This window comes from Thauera sp. ZXT1-4, assembly GCF_052598215.2.
The window spans coordinates 1-18605 of record NZ_JBQWSN020000037.1; the positions used below are offsets into that span (position 1 = coordinate 1).

Sequence of the window (18605 nt, forward strand, 5' to 3'; positions counted from 1 at the left end):
TTTGCGTCGATCGTACGACGACTACGTTGGAAGACGAAATCCGTGGGGCAGCTCAGCACCGTGAAGCAGGCGGTGATCAGATCGAGCAATGGGAAGCCGAGAAATCGGGGCTGGAGGGCCAGCGCACAGATCGCCTGCGCAAACGCGGTCAGGCCGAAGAAGCGTGCAAGAAGCTGGGCTGGAGTCTCCCTGATTCGCCTCAAGCCTTCGCGGAACTGTTGGGCAACGCACGGCAGGAAGTCGAAAACTGGGAGCAGCGTAGCAACACGAACCGCGAAGAACAGTTCCGCCTGGCTGGTGAAAAAAGGGACGCTGAGGCAGCATTTTCGCAAGCGCTGAAAGAGGTGCAGGCACTCCAGCGCCAGCCATCGAACATTCCAGCCGACATGCTGGAAATGCGCCGAAATATCGCCGCCGCCATTGGAATCTCGGAGTCCGCACTGCCCTTCGTTGGCGAACTCATTGAGGTGAAGCCTGACGAGGCCGAGTGGCAGGGTGCCATCGAGCGCGTACTGCACGGGTTTGCGCTCTCACTTCTGGTTGACGAACGCCAGTATTCGGCGTTGGCCAGTCACATCAACACCACCCACCTCGGCCAGCGCCTGGTGTATTACCGGACTGGCCGCCCGGAGACCTGGCAGGCCAAGCCCATCGGGGCCAATTCGCTCGTCCTCAAGCTGAACGTCAAGGAGGGGACGTATGCCGATTGGCTCCAGGCCGAGCTACGGCAACGCTTCGATTACGCGTGCGTCGATTCCATTCAGTCGTTCAGGAGCGCAGATCGCGCCATTACCCGTGAGGGTCAGGTCAAGCACAGCAAAACCCGGCACGAGAAAGACGACCGCAGAAGTGTCGGCGACCGACGAAACTGGGTACTCGGGTTCGACAACCGGGAGAAGCTCGGGCTCTTCCAAGCTCAGGCACAGGAGCAGGCTGACGCGATTGCGCGCCTCGGCGGGGAGATCGACAAACTCTCCGACCAAGACAAGAATCGTGCGGCCCGAGCGATGCAGTGCCAGACTCTGGTGAATCTCCAGTGGCAGGAAATAGATGTGCTCCCATTGCTGGATCGCATTTCCACCATTGAGCGGCAGATCCGCGAAGCTCGCGAGGGCAACACCACCCTACTGCAGCTCAGTGAGCAGATCGAGAAGCAAAAGAAACTCGTCGATGATGCTGATAAGGATCTTCGGCAGGCCACGCGTGCGCACGACTCGATTCTTGACCAGATCAAGACCAGTACGCAGAAACTGGAATCGATCCTGCAGGACGCATCTATCGTTCCTTTGACGCCCCACCAGGTTTCCGGACTCGACGAGCGCTTCGCCAAGCAGTCAGATGCCGTCCGGCTCGACAACCTCGACAAGGTGACAACCTCTGTAGAACGCGCACTAAATGCGGAGATCGAAGAGGTCAACCGTGGGATTGGTGCCTGCGAGAAGGAAATAGAGGCGCGCTTCGCCGATTTCAAACGTCAGTGGCCCATGGACGCTGGCGACATGGACACGAGCCTCGCCAGCGCGCCAGACTTCTTCGCCAAACTGGTTCGGCTGGAAACGGATGGCTTGCCCGCCTATGAGCAGCGCTTCTTCGAACTGCTGCAGAACCAAAGCCACCAGAATCTGGCGGCGCTTTCCACCTACCTGAACGATGCGCGTAAAGCCATCCTTGAGCGAATGGATCTGGTCAACGATAGCCTTGGCCAGGTGCCGTTTAACCAAAGCGCCAATCAACGCACCTATCTACACATCGATGCCAGCGACCGGCAGCTTGTCGACGTCAAGGAGTTCAAGCAGGAAATCCAGCAGGCTCTGAGCCATGCGTGGACGGAGGACCGCGAGTTTGCTGAGGCACGGTTCCTGGCCCTACGCCGACTTGTTGATCGACTCGCCAGTCAGGACCCCGAGCAAAAACGTTGGCGTGAAACCGTGCTCGACGTTCGACAGCATGTGGAGTTCATCGGACGGGAAATCGATGAAAGCGGCGTCGAGGTCGAGATCTACCGCAGCGGAGCAGGCAAGTCTGGCGGTCAACGACAGAAGCTGGCCACCACGTGCTTGGCCGCTGCATTGCGGTATCAGCTGGGCGGGAACGACCACGGCGTGCCGATGTACGCGCCCGTCGTGCTTGATGAAGCCTTCGACAAGGCTGATAACGAGTTCACCGCTTTGGCGATGAACATCTTTACCAATTTCGGATTCCAGATGGTAGTCGCTACACCGCTGAAGTCCGTCATGACCCTTGAACCATTCATCGGTGGTGCCTGCTTCGTAGATATCAGCGACCGGCGCGTTTCAGGCGTCCTGCTGATCGAGTACGACGGTGACCGTCAGCGGTTGAAGCTCCCAGAGCACGCACGAGAGGAGGCTAGCGTTGAAGCTTCCTGAAGATGTCAGGCAGGCCCTTGTCCGTCGCTTTCAGAGCAAGCACCGCGAGTGGTTGATCGGTGATGCGGGCGAAAGCCTGTGGCCGCTGGAGGTTGCGCTCGGTGCACCGACGGAACAGGCTGCGCTGAGACAAGTCGATGGTGTTCGTGCTTGGGTGAGCGCATGGCAAGGCTGGCAAGGGGTCGGCACCCTATCCTGGTGTGAGCGGCGGTGGAAGGCGCTTGGTGCCCAGCGACTGCCAGAGAAACTAGTGTTGCGCGGTCCCGAAGACGTTGCCATGTGGATTGGTGAATCCGCACGGTGGGAGCGCGCCCAGTCTCGCTACCGGTCGCTCATTGCCCGCTGGCCGGTAGTGGCGCAGCAGTTGCCGAGATACTTTGATGTCCTCGCAGACTACTGCGATGCCGACTATCAAAGGCTGACAGAGATGCTGGATTGGATTGCGAACCATCCGAACTCCAACCTTTATCCCCGCCAGCTGCCGGTATCAGGACTGGACAGCAAATGGCTTGATGGGCGCAAAGGGCTGCTGACGGATCTGGTGGCCGCAATACAGGAGGACTCATCCAGCGACCTGGATTTTTATCAGCGGTGTGGCCTGAAGGCTCCACCACTCCTTGTGCGCATGAGGGTGCTGGATCAGTCGTTGCGAGCTCATGTCGGAGGCGTGGGTGACATCACTGCGCCGGTTGACGACCTCGCAGGTATCAGTTGGCCTGTCTCGCATGTGTTCATTGTTGAGAACCTTCAAACGGGACTGGCAATGTCCGACATGCCGGGCGCTGTCGTGTTCATGCGCCTAGGCTATAACGTCGACGTGTTGGCCCGGCTACCTTGGCTTGCCCGTGCGAGGTGCATCTACTGGGGTGACTTGGATACCCATGGATTTGCCATTCTGCATCGCGCCCGTTCATACATTCCAGAGTTGCAATCCGTGCTCATGGACGAAGAGACTTTGCTTCGACACAAGGCACTGTGGGTGGACGAGGCGGCGCAGCATTCAGCAGCGGAACTGACGCTCCTGACCAAGGATGAGCAGCAACTTTATCGGGATCTCAAGCAGCAGCGCTGGGGACAAAACGTTCGCTTGGAGCAGGAGCGAATCGACTGGACTACCGCATGGAACGTGTTGCAACGGCTTGGCGTCCGCACCTAGTCAAGGTCTGTGGTGCGTTGGGCATTGCCCGATGCACATCGCCGTAGTACCGTAGTTGCTGCATCTGGCCTAACTACTTGCAGTCGTTATGGCGAATGAATCGGATGAAAGCACCCTGGATAGGTGCCGCTGTTCGCTCATCCGTACGCCCGTCTACGAATGGGCAGGCCAGCGGCGAGCCTGTCGGCCATCGCTCCTGGTCGCGGACAAAAAAGGGACGTCCGCCTCAGGGGTGATGACCCTGATATATCCAGATTGTTAAAGAACAACGTATCGCCCACACGGGCAGCACTACGACCTTCTGGCAGGAAGGATTTGGCTCACCATTTCTGAGTACGTGCCATTCACTTGTCCAGCGTCACCATACGAACGATGCTGTCAAACTCGTTCAGCACGTCAGGGTGATTCCTCGTCAAGTGGCGCAGAATGGCTTCGTTGGCCATGAGCTTGGCGAGATAGCCCTTGGCCAGCACCAGGTTGAGGATGTCCTGACCATAGGTCTGCTCGGCGAGCTTGAACTGCTCTTGGAGGTTGCCCATCTCCCTCTCCATCTTGGCCATCTGGTCGGCGCTGACGCCGGTCATCTTCTTGGGCTTGGTCTCACCGACGAGCAAGTTGCTGGGTGTCGCCGCAACCAAGGCTTGGGCATAGGCGACCGTAATGTTGTTGGCGCTGACCATCAGTTCGACGCACTCAACCTGACGCGTCGGCTTGAGCTTACGCAGCACAGCACCTAGGTTTGCCGAAAACGTCTGGTCGCGCAGTAACTCGGCGGCCTCCGGGCAGATCCCTTCCAGCAGGTTTAGCTTCTTGATGATGTGGCTGATGTCCACGTCCAAGGCCTTCGCCAGCTTTTCTGGGGTGACGCCTCGTTCGACAGCGCGACGGATCATGAGGTGCTCCTGAATGCTGGAGAGGCGATTGATCCGGTTGTTGTAGGTGTAGCTTTCGTCATCGGTGGCCACCAGGCAGGGAGCTTTGTCGAAGCCCAGCTGTTTCAGCGCGACCAGTCGTGTGTGCCCGTCCAGCAAGATGTGCTGCCCCTCGCGGTTGGGCTTTCCCACCGACAGGGGTTCGATCAGCCCGACCGCCTCGATAGATGCGGTGATCTGCTTGAATTTCCGTGAGGCAAGCAAGCCTTCTGGCGTCTTACGCGAGGGCAGGACGGACGAGAGGGGCAGAACAAATGGCTCCGGAACGAAGCCCAAGGGCGGTTTGCTCATGCGCCGCTCCCTCGAGCCCAGACCCGCTCCGCCAGATACTGGGGCAGTGTGTCCAGCCCCTCCGCGCGCAGCAGCGTGGTGAAATTCTCGTCGGCCAGCAGTTGGCGCAGGGCCCCGACAATGAACAGCAAGTTGCGTTGAGCGGTCTCTGCTTTCCTGACCAGTAGCTTTTGTCGCTCGACTTCACGCTGGTAGTTCCTCACCAGGCTGGACGTGGTGACATCCTCATTGGTCTTGCGGGAGGTCATCCTGCCGCCGATGGACTTGCCTTGGGTGCGGCGACGTTCGATCACACGACGGGCTTGGATCAACTGGCTGCCACGCAGCTTTCCGGTTTCGTAGGCATCTTGCAATGCGGCTTGAATGGCTTTCTCGTCGCTGCCCGCGCCAGCGATGGTGATCGCCGCGTTGAGAGGGATGCGCCCGCTGCCGACGGCCATCAGCAATCGCTGTTCACCGTTCTGCAGCAACTGCAGGATGCCCTGCACGTACTCCGGACTCAGGCCTGTCTTTTGGGCAATGGATTTCTTGTCATAGCCCTGATCCCGCAGCTGCTCGATGCCGGACAGCAATTCCAAGGGGCTGAACTTTCGTCGGGCGATGTTCTCGGTGAGGCTCATGATGAAGGCCGATTCGTCATCGACGTTAATCACCATTGCCGGGATCTCTTGATGCCCGAGCGTCTTGAAGGCTTTGAACCGCCCCTCGCCGCAGATGAGGAGATAGTGCTCGCCATTGCTCCCTGGACGCGGCGTCACGATGATTGGCTTTTTCAGGCCAATGTTCTGGATGTTGCCGACGATCTGCTCGAAGACCCGGCTGTTGCGCTCGCGGGGGTTGAGAACCTCAATCCGGTTGAGCGGAATCATCCGCAACTCCGAATGCCGATGCTCTTTGTCTTGACTCATGCGGCCCTCCGTATGCGGATGCGCCGCGCCATGCCGTAGAGGTAGTCCAGGCTGTCGAAGCGATAGCACTCAAACTCGATGCCGTTGTGGTCGGCCAGATGGATGCGTGCCTGGCCGAAGTCCAGTCGCGGCAGCAGGTAGTAGTCCAAGGCAGCCTGGTTGCTGTCGTCCAGCCGCACGGCCACCGTGATATCGGGTGCGAGGCTGGTGTCGAAGCGCACCTTCCAACGCCGTCGCCCGTTGTCGAGCAATTGGCACCGCGCCAGCACCAGTGAAACGGTGAACTCGCGATTCACGGTGAGAAGGTCGGTGGCCGGGTCACGTTCGACGTTGCCGCCGACCTCGGCAATCGTGCGTTCGGTCTGGCTGACGATCTCTGGATGCAGTCTGCGCAGAAACTGATTCACCTCCAGATACTGGTAGTCGCGATCCGGAGTGAAGCCCACCGCCTGGTAGGCGCGAACCAAACTGCCGAATCGATGTGCATAGGCCGCCGCAGATGGCATGCCATCTGCCTCATCGATGATCAGGCCGGAGAGGTACCCGTGGCGCTGGTACAGATTGCGCAGCTTCTCGATCAACTCCTCGTCGCTGTAGCGATGTGCCCTTGCGCGCAAGATGCCCTGCGCCGTGTAGAAGAGCTCCGGCGGCACGATGCCCTCGAATGCACCTTCCTTCTTGATCCACATGTCGGGGCTGTTAACCACCCGGTGCTTCTTGAGCTTGAAAGATCGACGGTTGTAGATGTTGTTACCGATGTATTTCTCGTTGGACAGCACCTCGCGGACGGTTGCGCGTGTCCAGTCACGCCCAAGGTCGGTACGTGTCCCTTGTGCGTTCAGCCGTTCGGCAATGTCCAGCTCCGTCAGGTTGTCGGTGACAAACCAGCGGTAGATCTGGTTGACCACGGCGACCTCATCATCCGGTCCCGGCTGAAGAATGACGCGGTCGGTTTGCAGGCTCTTGTGCTCGCCGCGAGCCAATTCACCTTTGAGCGTGCCGGACTGATCGATCAGCACGCGCCGCAGGCCATAGCCAGCCGGGCCACCCTGGCGGAAACCCAACTCAATCAGGCGGCACTGCCCGGCAAACACCTTGGCCGACAACTCCCGGCTGTATTCGCCAGCCATCGCACGCTTGACGCCCTTGACGATGGTGGACACGGGCGAGCCATCGTTCTCGAACTGCTCGGCGCAGTAGGCAACCTGGATGCCCGCACGACGGCAGATGTACTCGTAATATGCGCTCTCATCGGCATCCTGGAACCGGCCCCAGCGGCTGACGTCATAGACCAGAATGATCTGGAAGTCCGCGATGCCTGCCTCGACATCCTTGATCAGTTGCTGCAGCGCTCGCCGCCCATCGATGCGCAAGCCGCTCTTGCCCTCGTCGGCATAGGTGCGAACGATTTCGATGTTGCGCCGAGCCGCGTACTCGCGGATCTTGTCGGCTTGGTTTTCCGTCGAATACTGCTGGTGCTCGGTCGACATCCGCACGTACTCGGCGGCCCGAAATGTCGGTGGCTGATCCGCCCCCGGAATGGAGAACTCTTCTGCCTGCATAGAACCGATCACTTTATGTTGTGTGAACTTGCTCTCGGGCCTGCCTTTCTCCTCATTGGCATACACGTGGCCTGCAATGCGCGGCCGGAATGCACATGGTTGAAATTGTTGCCATCCAGGATGATCGAGAGCCCATTTGGGCTTGAAGTTAAGGCTGGATTCCCTGGGTGTCGATCAAGTCATCTCTTGACGCATCCATCTTGCATTCACAGGTTTCGCACAGCAGCGTGATTTCAACCACCCAAGAGCCGGGTGTTCCATTCGGAAAATCTGGACGTCTTGTGATCCGGTAGATGCCGGAAGGCAGAGCTGACACGTCCATCTTTACCGGATCGATGACTGGCTGCCGATGGACGGCGGTAGGTTGAACCCCTTGATCGCCGTTAGCCTGTTGTGCATCTCGGTGATTGCGCCAATAGTCGTGATTGCGCTGTGACCACGCGCGCTGGGCCGCCTGCTGGTTGATGCGGTAGTCAGGATCGGATTGGAGTTTTGCCCGCTGCCATTCGCGCTTGCGAGCCCGCTGGCATTCGGGGGCGGAGCAGAACGCTTGGTCGGGAACCTGTGGGCGGGGTTCGAAGGGGTGGCCGCAGTGCGCGCAAAGTCGAGTAGTCATCGTGGTCTCCATGCAAAGTCCGTATGGAGACCGCCACTGACCGTGGCGAAGGGCGCGAAGCGGCTGCCCTATGAAGGGATATTCAACGAGCGACGGTGTTCAACGCGGGTGCCAATGCCACGCTCAAGCGGCCAACGATGGCGGGCAAGGGTTCTGGCGGAAGTTCGTTCTTCTTGAGAAATGCCAGCCACAGCGCCTGGCGCGAAGCGTCGTGCGCAAACTCGTCCGTCAGGCCGACTGGCAGCGCGTCAGGAACCGCCATGCCGCGTCTTTCGAATGTGGCCTTGATCGCTTGGGCCAGCAGATCAGTGTCCAGAGTTTCTCGTTCCAACAGCACCGACAGATCGAAGTAGTCCTTCAGGCGGCTGTTGGTCATACCCAGCAATGCGATGGCGTGGAGCTTTTCCGCGATGACGGTGTACGTTGGGTAGGCCCGCAGCCGTGGCGCGGGCATTTCCTCCAGCAGTACTGGGTAGACCGAATCAACAGGCGCCGGGGTGACGGCGTCGCCGAAGCCGACATCGATTTGGGTCTTGCAGCGTGCTCTGGCCAGATCGCCTGCAATCATCACGCGAACGCCGCCGTAGCCAGCTTCCTTGCGGATCTCCTCGACCGTGACTGAGGCTGGGTCGAACACGATGCCGTCGTCGACCGGTACAGCTGCGATGTCCCGGAATACTTGGGCCACTGACTCCAGATCACTGGCACCGAAGCCCAACAGATCGGCGTCGCGTGTGGCCCGGTGTGGCATGTCGTACCAGAGCGTGAACAGCAGCGCACCCTTGAGCAGAAAACGATCCGCGTGCGGCGACTGGGTCAGCCGATAGAGGATGCGCTCCAAGGCAAAGCGCACCAGCACCTGATTGAAATCCACGCCTTGCGCCTTGGCGACATTGAGCAGACGCGCACGGACGGATGCCGCGACATTTGGGGTGGCCGCACTCATCCGACACTCTCCATATAGGGTCGCATCACATTGGCCACGCGGCATATCTTGGCGAAACGCCAGATGTCGTCGACGGAGGCTTTGCTGCGCGCCCGGGCGTCCTTCAGCGCCTCCAGCGCCACATCCAGCCCGATCTTGTTGCGGTGCTTGAAGCAGTCCGCCACGGTCTTGGCCACGCCGTACACCCGGAGCCTGACACCGTCGCGTTCGACTTCCTCAATCCCTGCCGAGTAGGCATCACCTGTGAACTGCACCATCTTGACGGGCGGGTAGTCGACACGGGGCGGGTGGCTGCCCCGAGGCATGGCGATCCAGATCTGACGCGGCAGCTGCGTGGTCAGCTCATGAAACTGCAGCGCCGTAAGCAGGCAGAACACCGCTTGAGGTACCTTGGTGGCGATGGTGCCAAGGCTCTCGAATTCCGAAACCTGTGCATCCGGCAGACGGTACAGGCCACGCCCCACCTTCTCTAGTAGACCCGCAGCGGTCAGCCGCGTCAGAACGACCCGAGGCGCACTGATGGCGTCCAGATCGCTGGCGCGCAGTAGCCCCTTCTGGCTGGCCAGATCGAGGACGCGCTGATTGTGGGTACTGGAGAGCATGGGTGAAGTATGTTCCGTTATTTCGTCGAATGCAACTTCTGGAAGAGAAAACGAAACATTTAGCCCATGTTCTCCCGGCCTCGCCGCTGGCAGACGATGAGCTGGTCGCGCTACAAATCGGGGGGGGTTACAGCCTCAATCGCAGCATCCACTACAAGAAAACCTTTTAAGCGAAATTATTTGATGATAGAATCCGCTTGAACGAAATCCGATGACGGAGTTGCCAATGGCCCAGCCGAACCAAGAAACGATCCATGACCTGCTTGTGAGGAATATCCCGCGTGAGCTTGTCATGGGCCTCGAAGAAGCCAAGCTGGTCGGCGCTCAACGTGCCTATGCTGCGGCGCGAGGGATGGATGACGGGCACTTGCCCAGCGTGGTGGGGCAGTTGCGCCACTTCCATATGAACGAGTCCTTCCATCGCGCTCTCGCCGTTGCAGACGCATCTCCCTCACCGCTACGCGGCAATCAGATCGTCACAGGCCGGTCTGGGATCTTCACCTTGGCACGGTTCAACACCAAGTATGGGATCTGGAACAGCGGGCGGCGTAGCGAAACCCGAAAACAGATGTCCCTGGCGAACGCAGCCATCGAGCCACTGGTTCAACCCGGACTCTTTTCAGGCTACGTGGAGCCATCCCAAGCGGTTGTGTTCGTCGTGGCCTGCTTTGCAGGATCGCTGCACAGCCAGCCGGACACATCCGTCTCCATCGAAATCGCGGTTCCAGATCGCCACATGCAAGGCTGGCTTTTCCGGGAACCCATTGACGCATTCATCAAGCGCTACGACCAGCAGCCGACAGCAGGCCAGGACGATTTGGCTGTGCCGAAGCTGAAGAAGAACATTGGCAAACAACAAGACAAAGACGGAACAGGATCATGAGCAGGGGTGGTGTACAAGGATTTCAGAAAGATCGACTTAGCCAAATTCTTGCGGCCCGTCGTCTGACTCAAGTCCAGTTGGCCTCGATGGTCGATGTGTCTCCGGCGACCATCAGCAAGTGGCGCGCAGGAACGCAAGCGCCCGAGCGTGACGCGCTTGAACGCCTTGCTGGCGTGGTCAACGTCACGCCGGAATGGTTTACCCGTGCGCCCGGGGCGAAATTGTCGTTGCCGCTTTTTCGCAGCAACGCGTCGGCACACGTCGCTGCACGAGCCATGCTGGAGGCCCGCCTTGAGTGGGCCCAGGACGTGGCGGCTGCCCTGATGGAGTACGTTGACTACCCCGATGTCAATTTGCCCTCTCGCGATTACACCGATCCAGAAGAGATCACTAACGAGGACATCGAGAAGGCTGCTAGCGAATGCCGGGACCTGTGGCGTTTGGGCCGTTCGGCGATTCAAGACTTGGCGCTGGCAGTAGAAGGAGCTGGAGTGATCGTCGTCCGGGAAGAAACCGGCATCGCTCAGATCGAAGGGCTATCGGCTTGGAGTGAAGCATTGGGGCGACCGCTCGTTCTTTTGTCCGCCGACAAAAACAATGGGTACCGCAGTCGCTTCGATCTTGCCCACGAGGTCGGGCATCTGATCCTGCATCGTCACATTCAGCGCACGACAGACAACGCGCGCCACAAAATGATGGAAGCGCAGGCACACCGTTTTGCAGGCGCATTTTTGCTGCCCGCCGAAACGTTCGCCAGCGAAGTTCGCGTGCCACCGACTCTGGATGACTTGTTGCTGCTGAAGCGCCGTTGGGGCGTATCTGCGGCGGCGATCATCATGCGGCTGAAGGCGCTTGAGATGCTGGATGAAGATGGCGCTCTGATGCTTTTCAAGCGTCGCTCTGCTCGGTGGGGGGCGAAATCGGAACCCGGAGACGAGGATCGTCGACCAGAGCAGCCACGCCTGCTTCGTCGCACCATTGATCTGTTGGTCGAAGAGAAAGTCATGCCCTTAGAAGCCATCCCGAGGCACATCGGACTGGCTGCGGGCGACGTGGAAGCACTCGCCGGATTGCCTGAAGGCTATTTCCAAGGCAAAACCAATGTCGTGGAGTTTGCGCGACTGAAAGCAACCCAGAAGCAGGTTGATGACCAACCAGCCCAAGGCAATAAGGTGGTGCCATTCCGGCCCGTCTCCAAATCCTGATGTGAAAGGAACAGCGATGTCCAAGAACACAAAGCAAACGTCCTCACGAATTGGTCGGCTGGCGTCGGAAACGCTGCAAAGCAGCAGTTCGTCGCAAGTGGCCAAGAGTCTGGCCGCTTCGGCACTGTCTCAGCGCAGCGGCGACAAACAGACTGGTGCCCAGATGGAAGACAAGGCCGCACGCGTTTTGGCCAGCGACCGATACGCCAAAGAGACGAAAGAACTGGCGGCTTCGGTTCTGTCCCAGGCCAACAAGCAGCGCTGAGCCAGCGAGTCGAGTCCCTCATGTCACAGGATCTGAGCGACTCGCAACTGAAGGATCTTTGGCGGCAGGGAAAAATCCCGGTCATCTTCAAGCGCAATAAGCCACTCCCGGTCTTGGCGCGCATTCCGTTTGCCGAAGGGAACATGGAGTGGCTGCGGGATGGCCGACGCCTGAAGCCAGATTGGTGTGCGCATTTCAAGGCCTGGGAAATTCCGACTGCGTGGTTCGACAGCGTGATCAAACTTGCGCTGAGGCGACACCAAGAGGTCTACGTGATCCAGTTGTACCGGGAGCACCAGAAATGCGCTCCGGCATGCTGGAACGCTGAGGGCTTTCACTGCGAATGCTCCTGCATGGGGGAGAACCACGGCGGTGGCCATCCAGGTGGCAACTGGTACGAGGTTTCCGAAACCTTTGCCGTGTCCTGGGGGCAGCAGCGCTATTCATGCCGCCATCTGAAGGTCAAGAACCCCGGGCGCTGACCGTGGCAGCGCAAGCTATCGAAGGTCGGAAATGCGCGGAGACAGCCAAAGTCCACCCGGACCTCCGCATCGTATATAATCTTGCCTACGGTGTCCTCGCCGGTGAGGCAGGAAGGTTCTCTCTAGTAGGGGACTACACCACCACTTTCCAAAGGCCAGACATTGCTCTGGCCTTTTTCGTATCTGCCCGAAACCCCAGTGTTGGCGCGGGTTTCGCGTTTCGTGCGAAAAGGCCGCCCCCTCCCGGCACCCTCGTTTTCGAGGGTTTTTCGCCCTCTGTGCTCTCTGTTCTCTGTTTCTGCGAAAGCCGGCTTTCGCACGTGGCCTATAAAAATCAATGGGTTACGAAAGGTAGTTTGACCCGTCACTTGGCAGGCGGAGGCGACAGAACGGCTGCGTGGTGGGGCTGAGCAGCGGGCGGGGGGGCTGGATAGCGGATTTGAGAGGTACGCCATGCACATCTGGGTCGATGCCGATGCCTGTCCCGGCGTCATCAAGGACATCCTTTTTCGCGCCGCCGAGCGTACCGGGCTGCCGCTCACCCTGGTCGCAAACCAGTATCTGCGCGTGCCTGGTCTGCCCAACATCAGGATGACTCAGGTGCCCAGCGGCTTCGACGAGGCCGACAAGTACATCGCGGCCAATGTGCAGGCGGGGGATCTCGTCATCACCGCCGACATCCCGCTTGCTGCCGAGGTGGTCGCGCGCGATGCCCATGCCCTCTCGCCCAAGGGCGAGCTCTACGGGAAGGAGAACATCCGCGAGCTGCTCGACCTGCGTAATTTCATGGACACCTTGCGCAGCACGGGTGTCGATACGGGCGGCCCGGCGCCGTTCAGTGCGGCTGACCGGCAGAACTTTGCCAACCGGCTCGATCGGGTGCTGCGGTCGCAGAAACGGTTGTGAGTGGCTTCGTCCGGCCATAACCCGGCAACACATCAGCGCGGCGCAGGCTCGGCGACGAAGGCGCTAGAGTCGAAACCCCGGAAGAACGTCCGCGCCGCGCTCTCCGATTTCGCGCGCAGCCAGTCTCCCCAGGTCTCGTCGGGCAGGATCACCACCGAGCGCTTATCGATGCCCGGGTCGGCACGGTAGTCCGATGTGCGACAATCTATGCGATGCACACATGCGCGTACTGGAGCAGTCCGAGCCTGAAAGGTCGCTGACGTATCGTGAAGCCGGAAGCCAACAGGTCACCAGGAGACCCCCTGATAGAGAAAGAGAATGCGCCGTGGCGGCCGCTCGCATTCATGCTCGCGCTGGGGATCGCTGCTGGCGTTCTTTACTTCGTCGCCAAGTCCCTTCCGGGGATGTCGTGTGCTGAGACCGTCGCTGCCGTAATTGCTGTATCGATCCCGATTTGGGTGGCGCAACGCGAACGGGTGCTCTCTGGCCGGCGAATCCTGCTCGACGGTGCAACGTATGAGCAAAACTTACTGAGAAGAATCCTCTGGTCTGGGCAAGTGACCTCGGCATTCCTGCTCGTAGGTGCTCCATTTTTCGGGCTGATTGCACTGATCCTCGCCTCACAGTTGCAAGTTGAACACTGGCTGGCGCTTGCGTTCGCTTTGCTGCTGTTCCTGCTACTGGCGCCGCTGCTGCACCGCGTCTTCGGAAGAGGGCTGAAGCCTGAGCATGCTGCTGTGCTCATGCGGCGTTGGCCGTTACGCTTTACCTTCTTCGCCCTGGTCGTTCTGTTGATGCTGTGGGTCGATTTCGCTGTTGTGGGTGGTCCCGATCTGCGGGCCAGGCACTGGCGTGAGGTTGTGACTAATACGTTCGAGCAGACACGCGGCGGGTTCGACTGCGGGCTTGTTGGTGCCGCCGCGGGCGTAGCGGATGCGACGAGAGCGCTCGGGTGGTACTTCGCACAAATCGTAATCCCAGCCCAGCCGGCCATGGAGATCAAAGTCGCTGCGTGGTTGTTGTTCCTACTGCCTAGTGGCTTGCTCGCCATGTCGCTTGCGAATTTTGTCTGCGGCGTGATCGCGCTGAGCGAGCATCGGAGGCGAGCCAAGGGCTACTCCTATGAGAAGGGATTTTCATTAGGGTTCTTCACTGTGATCGCGCTCGCTGCTGTGATCACGATTTACGCAAAGTCCAAAATTGCGGAGGTTGATCCAGCAACGCTCAGTGCGCCTGTCGTTGCGCTCGGCACGGTTTTGGATCCTTGTCGGAGTGGTGAGAAGGCGTTTGCTGAGGCCGAGACGGCTCGGCTGAAATCAGAGTCGAGTAACGTCGTCAAAGACGCCCAAGTAGAGATTGATGCAGCACGAGGGGAGCAGATTGACTCTGCGGTGGCTACCCTTTTCACAGACGCAGAAGGACGCGTCGACAGCTATCTTGACTGGTACTTCACCGTGACTGGCGAGTATTCGCGCTTGCTCGCAGCTGTCGCCGGGGGGTTCCCTGAGCTCATGCAGCGGAAACTCGAAGAGACTGTTTTTGGAAGTGTGGACCTCGAGGGTGAGATCACATCGCTTCGAGAGGATGTTCTAGCATCGACCGTCGAGTCCTACTCTGCTGTTGCAAGCGTGACGCACCAGACCCTGGAGCAGGCTATTGGTGGTAACTCATGCCTGAAAGACTTCATTCAGTTCCAGCCTGTCCTAAATCTCGAGAACGATATTCGGCGAGCTGGATCTGCCTTCGCAACGGGCTCGGTCGTGGGCAGCGCAACTAGTGCGGCGCTGGCGAAGAAGGTGGTGTCAAGTACCCTGGCAAAAGTCGCCACCAAGCAAAGTTTCAAATTGGCTGCTGCCGCTGCGGTGAAGGCTGCAGCTAAGAAGGGTGGCGCTTCGCTGGTGGCGGCAGGGACTGCGGCTGCAGTCTGCGCGCCTTCAGGCCCGGTTGCGATCCTGTGTGGGGTTGGCGCTGGGGCAATTGCATGGCTCGGAACCGACAAGGTGTTCATCGAGGTTGACGAGGCCCTGCACCGTGAGGAGATGAAAGCAGACATCCTTCTCACTCTGAGTGAAGCAAGAGACGAGCTAATATCGCATCTGCGAAACGAGCAGATCACGCTCTCGAATTACGTTGCTGGATCTGTCCAGAGCACCCTTGACGGCGCGTTCGTACCGCGCCGAGATGGGTTTTGATACGGGAATTGCCGACCTAACTACTGATTTTAAAGATGAGTCGGTCAGGGCGTTCATTGCAAGTTCTTTTAAGTGTTTTCTTTCAGCCATTGACGGCAACGCTCATGATGAAGATTTTCCGTCAAGTTTTTTTAACGGGATTGGATTTCGGTCGTTTTCTAGCAGCAGGTGTCCAGCTGTAGTAGTTAGTGCTTTTTCATAAAAAAACTACTCTTCTGATTAAATTTTAGTGCTAAAGGGTTTATTCTAATGATTTATTTTTCAAAGCTTATGCTTTCGGGCTTGGTTTTACCGCTATTGGCGGGATGTGCTACATCTGTCGCAAATTACTCCCCGAAAGCAGTCCAAATTAGCGAGCCGCCTCTTGGCGTTGTCGCAACAGCTCAAATTGGCGACTCAATGATAAGGCAAGGAAAGTATATTGAGCACGAGAGTATTTTTGTGCCGAACGACATTGACGCAGGAGCTTATACGATATTGCGCGGTCGCTTTTTGAAGCGCGGAGAACAAGATGGTGTGGAGTATTTCCGGCCAGGTGGGGAGGGGGCACAGGGCAATCGCACCTTCACGTCATAACCCCAAGAAGCTCGGCGCGAAATTCGTCGATCGTCGCAGCCAGCATGCGCTTGGACTTGATGCTCGCCTTGCGCGTCATGTTGAGCCGCAGCAGGTTCATCACGATATGGCGAACGATGGCCAGGTTGTTGGCGGCGTAGCCGCTGCGCACGCGTGACTGATCCTCGTTGAACTGCACATCCAGACACCAATGAAGCCGATTCTCGATCTCCCAGTGACTGCGTACGGCCCGAGCGATGCGCTCGGCGTCGGCGGGCAGGCTGCTGATGTAGAGAACGCGCTCGGTGCTGGTGTGATCACCCACGGTGCGGATGCGATCGACGACCGCGAAGCTGGCCAGATCCTGCCAGTCCTCGGATTTGTACAGGCGGTCGATCGCGGCGTAGGCGCGGCATCGACGAACTTCGATACGACCGTGGTCCTTAATCGTGGTCTCGTGCGTCGAACTCGGCGTCAGCGGGCCGCGCGGATCGATGTCGGCAAAGAGGATCGAGTCGTACAGGTTCGGATGGTTTTCCTTCACGCACAGCACGTAATGCGCGCCGCGCTCACGGATCGTGCGAGCGATCTTCGTCTGGGTGCCCATCGCGTCGATCGTCACCACGCAGCCCTCGATTGCCAGCTTGGTAAGCAGTTCCGGAATCGCGGCGATCTCGTTCGATTTCTCGGCGGTCGCCGTCTGGCCGAGCACGACGCCCATGCCGGCCGCGAACGCGCTGACCAGGTGCAGCGGGCTGGCGTCGGTCTTGCTCTTGCCGCCCGAGCGCCGACTGGTCTTGCCGTCGATCGCCACGACCGTATCGCCAGCCAGCGCCGGCACCACCATGCCCACCCAGCGGCGGAAGGCCGCCTCGAACTCGTCCGGCGCGATCAGACCGAACACGCGTCCGATCGTGTCGTGAGACGGGATGCCGTGCTCAAGCTGCATGAAACCTCGCAGCCAGTCGAGCTTGGCCTCTGCCCACAGTTCGATGTCCACGAAGTCGTCCACGCCCGAGAGCACCGCGCACACCGCCACCGTCAGCAATTCGGCCAGGTCGTGGCGTGTGTGGCGCGCGCTGCGCGGGTCGGAAATCGAGACGAACACCTGCGTCAGCGGCATGACGCTTCCTGCCTTCATGGGATGCCCAAAAAGGTAGGAAACTACACAGTTCATGACGTTGTGAACAGGGGTCTCGCAAGATCATGAAAGTCAACAAGTTATTGCATTGGCTTATGCGAAGTCGGTGCGATTGCCCTGCATGGCAGGCGAAGGCGACAGATCGGTGGCTGAGCGGATCAGCGCGGTGCCGGCTCGGCCACGAAGTCGCGTGCGTCGAAACCCCGGAAGAACGCCTGCGCCGCGCTTTCGGACTTTGCCCGCAGCCAGTCTCCCCAGGCGTCGTCGGGCAGGATGACTACCGAGCGCTTCTCGTCGCCTGGCTTGTGGAATCGCTGCATGAGGGGATGGCCATCGGCGTTGATCGTCAGCAGGGTCATCGACCAGAAAGGCGCCCCGGCCTCGTTCTCTTTGCGTTCCCACAGCCCGGCAATGCCCACCATCGGCTTGCCATCGGCGCGTCGGATCGCCCACCGCACCGCCTTGCCGGTCTCGTAGCAGGGCTCGTAGAGCACCTCGGCCGGCACGATGCAAAGCTGCCCGCGCTGCCAGGCCTGGCGAAACGACGGCTTCTCGCCTAGAGTCTCCGATCGCGCGTTGTAGTTTGAGCGCATGATCTTCAGGTCGTCTGCCCATGTTGGCACTAGCCCGAAAGTGGCGGGTGTCCACTGGCGCGGGGCAAAGTTGGTGACAATCGGCACGACCGAGCCCGGATAGGCCTCGCCATAGGCGAAGTCCGGTGGCGGGAGCGGGAGCGCGGCGAGCGCTTCACGCGAGGCGGGGCGGTAGTTGGCGCACATGGGATACGATGCAACGCATCTGCAAGACGAGGATAAATCATGGCCCAACGAAAAGGCGAAAAGCTCGGCTGGACCTGGGGCTGGATCGGCGGCTTTGTCTGGGTGGCAATCGTCGGGGTGGTTTTTCTTGCACAGGGCTAGGTAGCGGCGGGGAGCGTCGGGATCGGCCTCTTTACAGCGGCCTGCTGGGCCATCCGTCGTTTTGCCCCGTGGCGCCACCCGACAACGCCTTACTGGCGCCTGTACATCGTACTGTACGTCCTTTTCTTTGCGACGATACCTTGGGCCCTGTGGGGGTTTGGCGCGCGGGATGACGAGTCATTCAACGGCTGGATGCTGCTCATGCTGTTGCCCACTCTGACGCCCATACTGATCATGGGCCGGAAGACCTGGGTTGATGGCGAGCCGGGGGCTCAAGAAAAAAGTTGATCTGTCTCAGACGGCACCACACCGCGAGCAAGTGCCACGACGACAAGTGTGCGGAGTTGCGGGTCCTCGATGTGGATCGGCTACAGGACGAGGCTCGCAGTGCCAGGCGAGGGCTCTGGGCGGACAGAAGCCCGATGGCGCCTAGGGATTGGCGGAAGCGTTAACCAAGGCGGTTTCGAGCAAAGTGGGTGCTGCTCCTCGGCGGCGGGATCCGGCCAACTGCTGCCGGCCACCATCACTCCACACCGGGCGCCTGAATGACTGCTTGAGTCTGAAACCCGCCAGAAGGGCAATTCCAGCAGGGCTCCCGCAGCGTAACCGGTCACTGAGTGGCGTTCTTTTCCCGCCCGCGTCCGCGCGGAACAATC

Annotated in this window: 17 protein-coding genes; 8 read left to right on the forward strand and 9 right to left on the reverse strand. The window is 59.5% G+C overall.

Annotated features, from left to right (window positions below; all coding sequences use genetic code 11):
* The first annotated feature begins 26 nt into the window (after positions 1-26).
* Both ACUH78_RS17275 and ACUH78_RS17280 read left to right on the forward strand, forming a co-directional pair.
* Positions 27-2387: an ATP-binding protein gene (locus ACUH78_RS17275; protein ID WP_445334207.1), complete on the forward strand. Its 2361-nt coding sequence runs from the start codon at positions 27-29 to the stop codon at positions 2385-2387.
* Positions 2374-3543, forward strand: coding sequence for a DUF3322 domain-containing protein (locus ACUH78_RS17280; RefSeq protein ID WP_445334206.1), 1170 nt, complete (start codon positions 2374-2376; stop codon positions 3541-3543). The genes ACUH78_RS17275 and ACUH78_RS17280 overlap by 14 nt, the downstream gene beginning before the upstream one ends.
* Positions 3544-3887: 344 nt before the next feature.
* Here the strand turns inward: ACUH78_RS17280 and ACUH78_RS17285 are convergent, their stop codons facing one another.
* The 6 genes from ACUH78_RS17285 to ACUH78_RS17310 all read right to left on the reverse strand — a co-directional run bounded on the left by ACUH78_RS17285 (position 3888) and on the right by ACUH78_RS17310 (position 9400).
* Positions 3888-4766, reverse strand: coding sequence for a plasmid partitioning protein RepB C-terminal domain-containing protein (locus tag ACUH78_RS17285; protein ID WP_445334205.1), 879 nt, complete (start codon positions 4764-4766; stop codon positions 3888-3890).
* The gene (locus ACUH78_RS17290) at positions 4763-5674 is read right to left on the reverse strand and encodes a ParB/RepB/Spo0J family partition protein (RefSeq protein WP_150427978.1); all 912 of its coding nucleotides are present in this window, start codon (positions 5672-5674) and stop codon (positions 4763-4765) included. The genes ACUH78_RS17285 and ACUH78_RS17290 overlap by 4 nt, the downstream gene beginning before the upstream one ends.
* Positions 5671-7236, reverse strand: coding sequence for a recombinase family protein (locus ACUH78_RS17295; protein ID WP_153169308.1), 1566 nt, complete (start codon positions 7234-7236; stop codon positions 5671-5673). The genes ACUH78_RS17290 and ACUH78_RS17295 overlap by 4 nt, the downstream gene beginning before the upstream one ends.
* Before the next feature lie 148 nt (positions 7237-7384).
* Complete coding sequence (locus ACUH78_RS17300) at positions 7385-7852, reverse strand: hypothetical protein (protein ID WP_445334204.1); 468 nt, start codon at positions 7850-7852, stop codon at positions 7385-7387.
* Positions 7853-7934: 82 nt separating this feature from the next.
* Positions 7935-8798 (reverse strand): nucleotidyl transferase AbiEii/AbiGii toxin family protein, encoded by an 864-nt coding sequence (locus ACUH78_RS17305; protein ID WP_445334203.1) that lies wholly within the window; start codon positions 8796-8798, stop codon positions 7935-7937.
* Positions 8795-9400 carry a type IV toxin-antitoxin system AbiEi family antitoxin domain-containing protein gene (locus ACUH78_RS17310; protein ID WP_445334202.1) on the reverse strand — a complete coding sequence of 202 codons (606 nt, stop codon included), beginning with the start codon at positions 9398-9400 and terminating at the stop codon, positions 8795-8797. The genes ACUH78_RS17305 and ACUH78_RS17310 overlap by 4 nt, the downstream gene beginning before the upstream one ends.
* Before the next feature lie 226 nt (positions 9401-9626).
* On the opposite strand from ACUH78_RS17310, the gene ACUH78_RS17315 reads away from it, so the two are divergent.
* From ACUH78_RS17315 to ACUH78_RS17335, 5 genes are all read left to right on the forward strand, one after another.
* A complete protein-coding gene (locus tag ACUH78_RS17315) occupies positions 9627-10283 on the forward strand; it encodes a hypothetical protein (RefSeq protein WP_445334201.1) in 657 nt (218 codons plus the stop codon).
* On the forward strand, positions 10280-11488 hold the full coding sequence (locus ACUH78_RS17320) for an XRE family transcriptional regulator (RefSeq protein WP_445334200.1): 1209 nt from the start codon (positions 10280-10282) through the stop codon (positions 11486-11488). Before ACUH78_RS17315 ends, ACUH78_RS17320 begins: the two co-directional genes overlap by 4 nt.
* Before the next feature lie 16 nt (positions 11489-11504).
* The gene (locus tag ACUH78_RS17325; RefSeq protein WP_020200504.1) at positions 11505-11753 is read left to right on the forward strand and encodes a hypothetical protein; all 249 of its coding nucleotides are present in this window, start codon (positions 11505-11507) and stop codon (positions 11751-11753) included.
* A 20-nt stretch (positions 11754-11773) separates the two neighbouring features.
* The gene (locus ACUH78_RS17330) at positions 11774-12235 is read left to right on the forward strand and encodes a hypothetical protein (RefSeq protein ID WP_445334199.1); all 462 of its coding nucleotides are present in this window, start codon (positions 11774-11776) and stop codon (positions 12233-12235) included.
* Between the two features lie 453 nt (positions 12236-12688).
* Positions 12689-13141, forward strand: coding sequence for a YaiI/YqxD family protein (locus ACUH78_RS17335; protein WP_445334198.1), 453 nt, complete (start codon positions 12689-12691; stop codon positions 13139-13141).
* 32 nt (positions 13142-13173) lie between these two features.
* On the opposite strand, the gene ACUH78_RS17340 is transcribed toward ACUH78_RS17335, so the two are convergent.
* Positions 13174-13359, reverse strand: a complete 186-nt coding sequence (locus ACUH78_RS17340; RefSeq protein ID WP_445334197.1) for an SOS response-associated peptidase family protein — start codon at positions 13357-13359, stop codon at positions 13174-13176.
* A gap of 48 nt (positions 13360-13407) precedes the next feature.
* Between ACUH78_RS17340 and ACUH78_RS17345 the strand changes: the two genes are divergently transcribed.
* Positions 13408-15333 carry a hypothetical protein gene (locus ACUH78_RS17345; RefSeq protein ID WP_445334196.1) on the forward strand — a complete coding sequence of 642 codons (1926 nt, stop codon included), beginning with the start codon at positions 13408-13410 and terminating at the stop codon, positions 15331-15333.
* Positions 15334-15898: 565 nt separating this feature from the next.
* Here the strand turns inward: ACUH78_RS17345 and ACUH78_RS17350 are convergent.
* Both ACUH78_RS17350 and ACUH78_RS17355 read right to left on the reverse strand, forming a co-directional pair.
* On the reverse strand, positions 15899-17029 hold the full coding sequence (locus ACUH78_RS17350; RefSeq protein WP_445334195.1) for an ISAs1 family transposase: 1131 nt from the start codon (positions 17027-17029) through the stop codon (positions 15899-15901).
* 158 nt (positions 17030-17187) lie between these two features.
* Entirely contained in the window at positions 17188-17808 is a 621-nt protein-coding gene (locus ACUH78_RS17355; RefSeq protein WP_445334194.1) for an SOS response-associated peptidase, read from the reverse strand.
* Between the last annotated feature and the right edge of the window lie 797 nt (positions 17809-18605).

What these genes read in the sequence shown, in the direction of transcription:
- ACUH78_RS17285 (WP_445334205.1), bottom strand. Translation starts at nt 4,766, where the DNA reads ATGAGCAAACCGCCCTTGGGCTTCGTTCCGGAGCCATTTGTTCTGCCC.
- ACUH78_RS17290 (WP_150427978.1), bottom strand. Translation starts at nt 5,674, where the DNA reads ATGAGTCAAGACAAAGAGCATCGGCATTCGGAGTTGCGGATGATTCCG.
- ACUH78_RS17295 (WP_153169308.1), bottom strand. Translation starts at nt 7,236, where the DNA reads ATGCAGGCAGAAGAGTTCTCCATTCCGGGGGCGGATCAGCCACCGACA.
- ACUH78_RS17300 (WP_445334204.1), bottom strand. Translation starts at nt 7,852, where the DNA reads ATGACTACTCGACTTTGCGCGCACTGCGGCCACCCCTTCGAACCCCGC.
- ACUH78_RS17305 (WP_445334203.1), bottom strand. Translation starts at nt 8,798, where the DNA reads ATGAGTGCGGCCACCCCAAATGTCGCGGCATCCGTCCGTGCGCGTCTG.
- ACUH78_RS17310 (WP_445334202.1), bottom strand. Translation starts at nt 9,400, where the DNA reads ATGCTCTCCAGTACCCACAATCAGCGCGTCCTCGATCTGGCCAGCCAG.
- ACUH78_RS17315 (WP_445334201.1), top strand. Translation starts at nt 9,627, where the DNA reads ATGGCCCAGCCGAACCAAGAAACGATCCATGACCTGCTTGTGAGGAAT.
- ACUH78_RS17320 (WP_445334200.1), top strand. Translation starts at nt 10,280, where the DNA reads ATGAGCAGGGGTGGTGTACAAGGATTTCAGAAAGATCGACTTAGCCAA.
- ACUH78_RS17325 (WP_020200504.1), top strand. Translation starts at nt 11,505, where the DNA reads ATGTCCAAGAACACAAAGCAAACGTCCTCACGAATTGGTCGGCTGGCG.
- ACUH78_RS17330 (WP_445334199.1), top strand. Translation starts at nt 11,774, where the DNA reads ATGTCACAGGATCTGAGCGACTCGCAACTGAAGGATCTTTGGCGGCAG.
- ACUH78_RS17335 (WP_445334198.1), top strand. Translation starts at nt 12,689, where the DNA reads ATGCACATCTGGGTCGATGCCGATGCCTGTCCCGGCGTCATCAAGGAC.
- ACUH78_RS17350 (WP_445334195.1), bottom strand. Translation starts at nt 17,029, where the DNA reads ATGAAGGCAGGAAGCGTCATGCCGCTGACGCAGGTGTTCGTCTCGATT.
- ACUH78_RS17355 (WP_445334194.1), bottom strand. Translation starts at nt 17,808, where the DNA reads ATGTGCGCCAACTACCGCCCCGCCTCGCGTGAAGCGCTCGCCGCGCTC.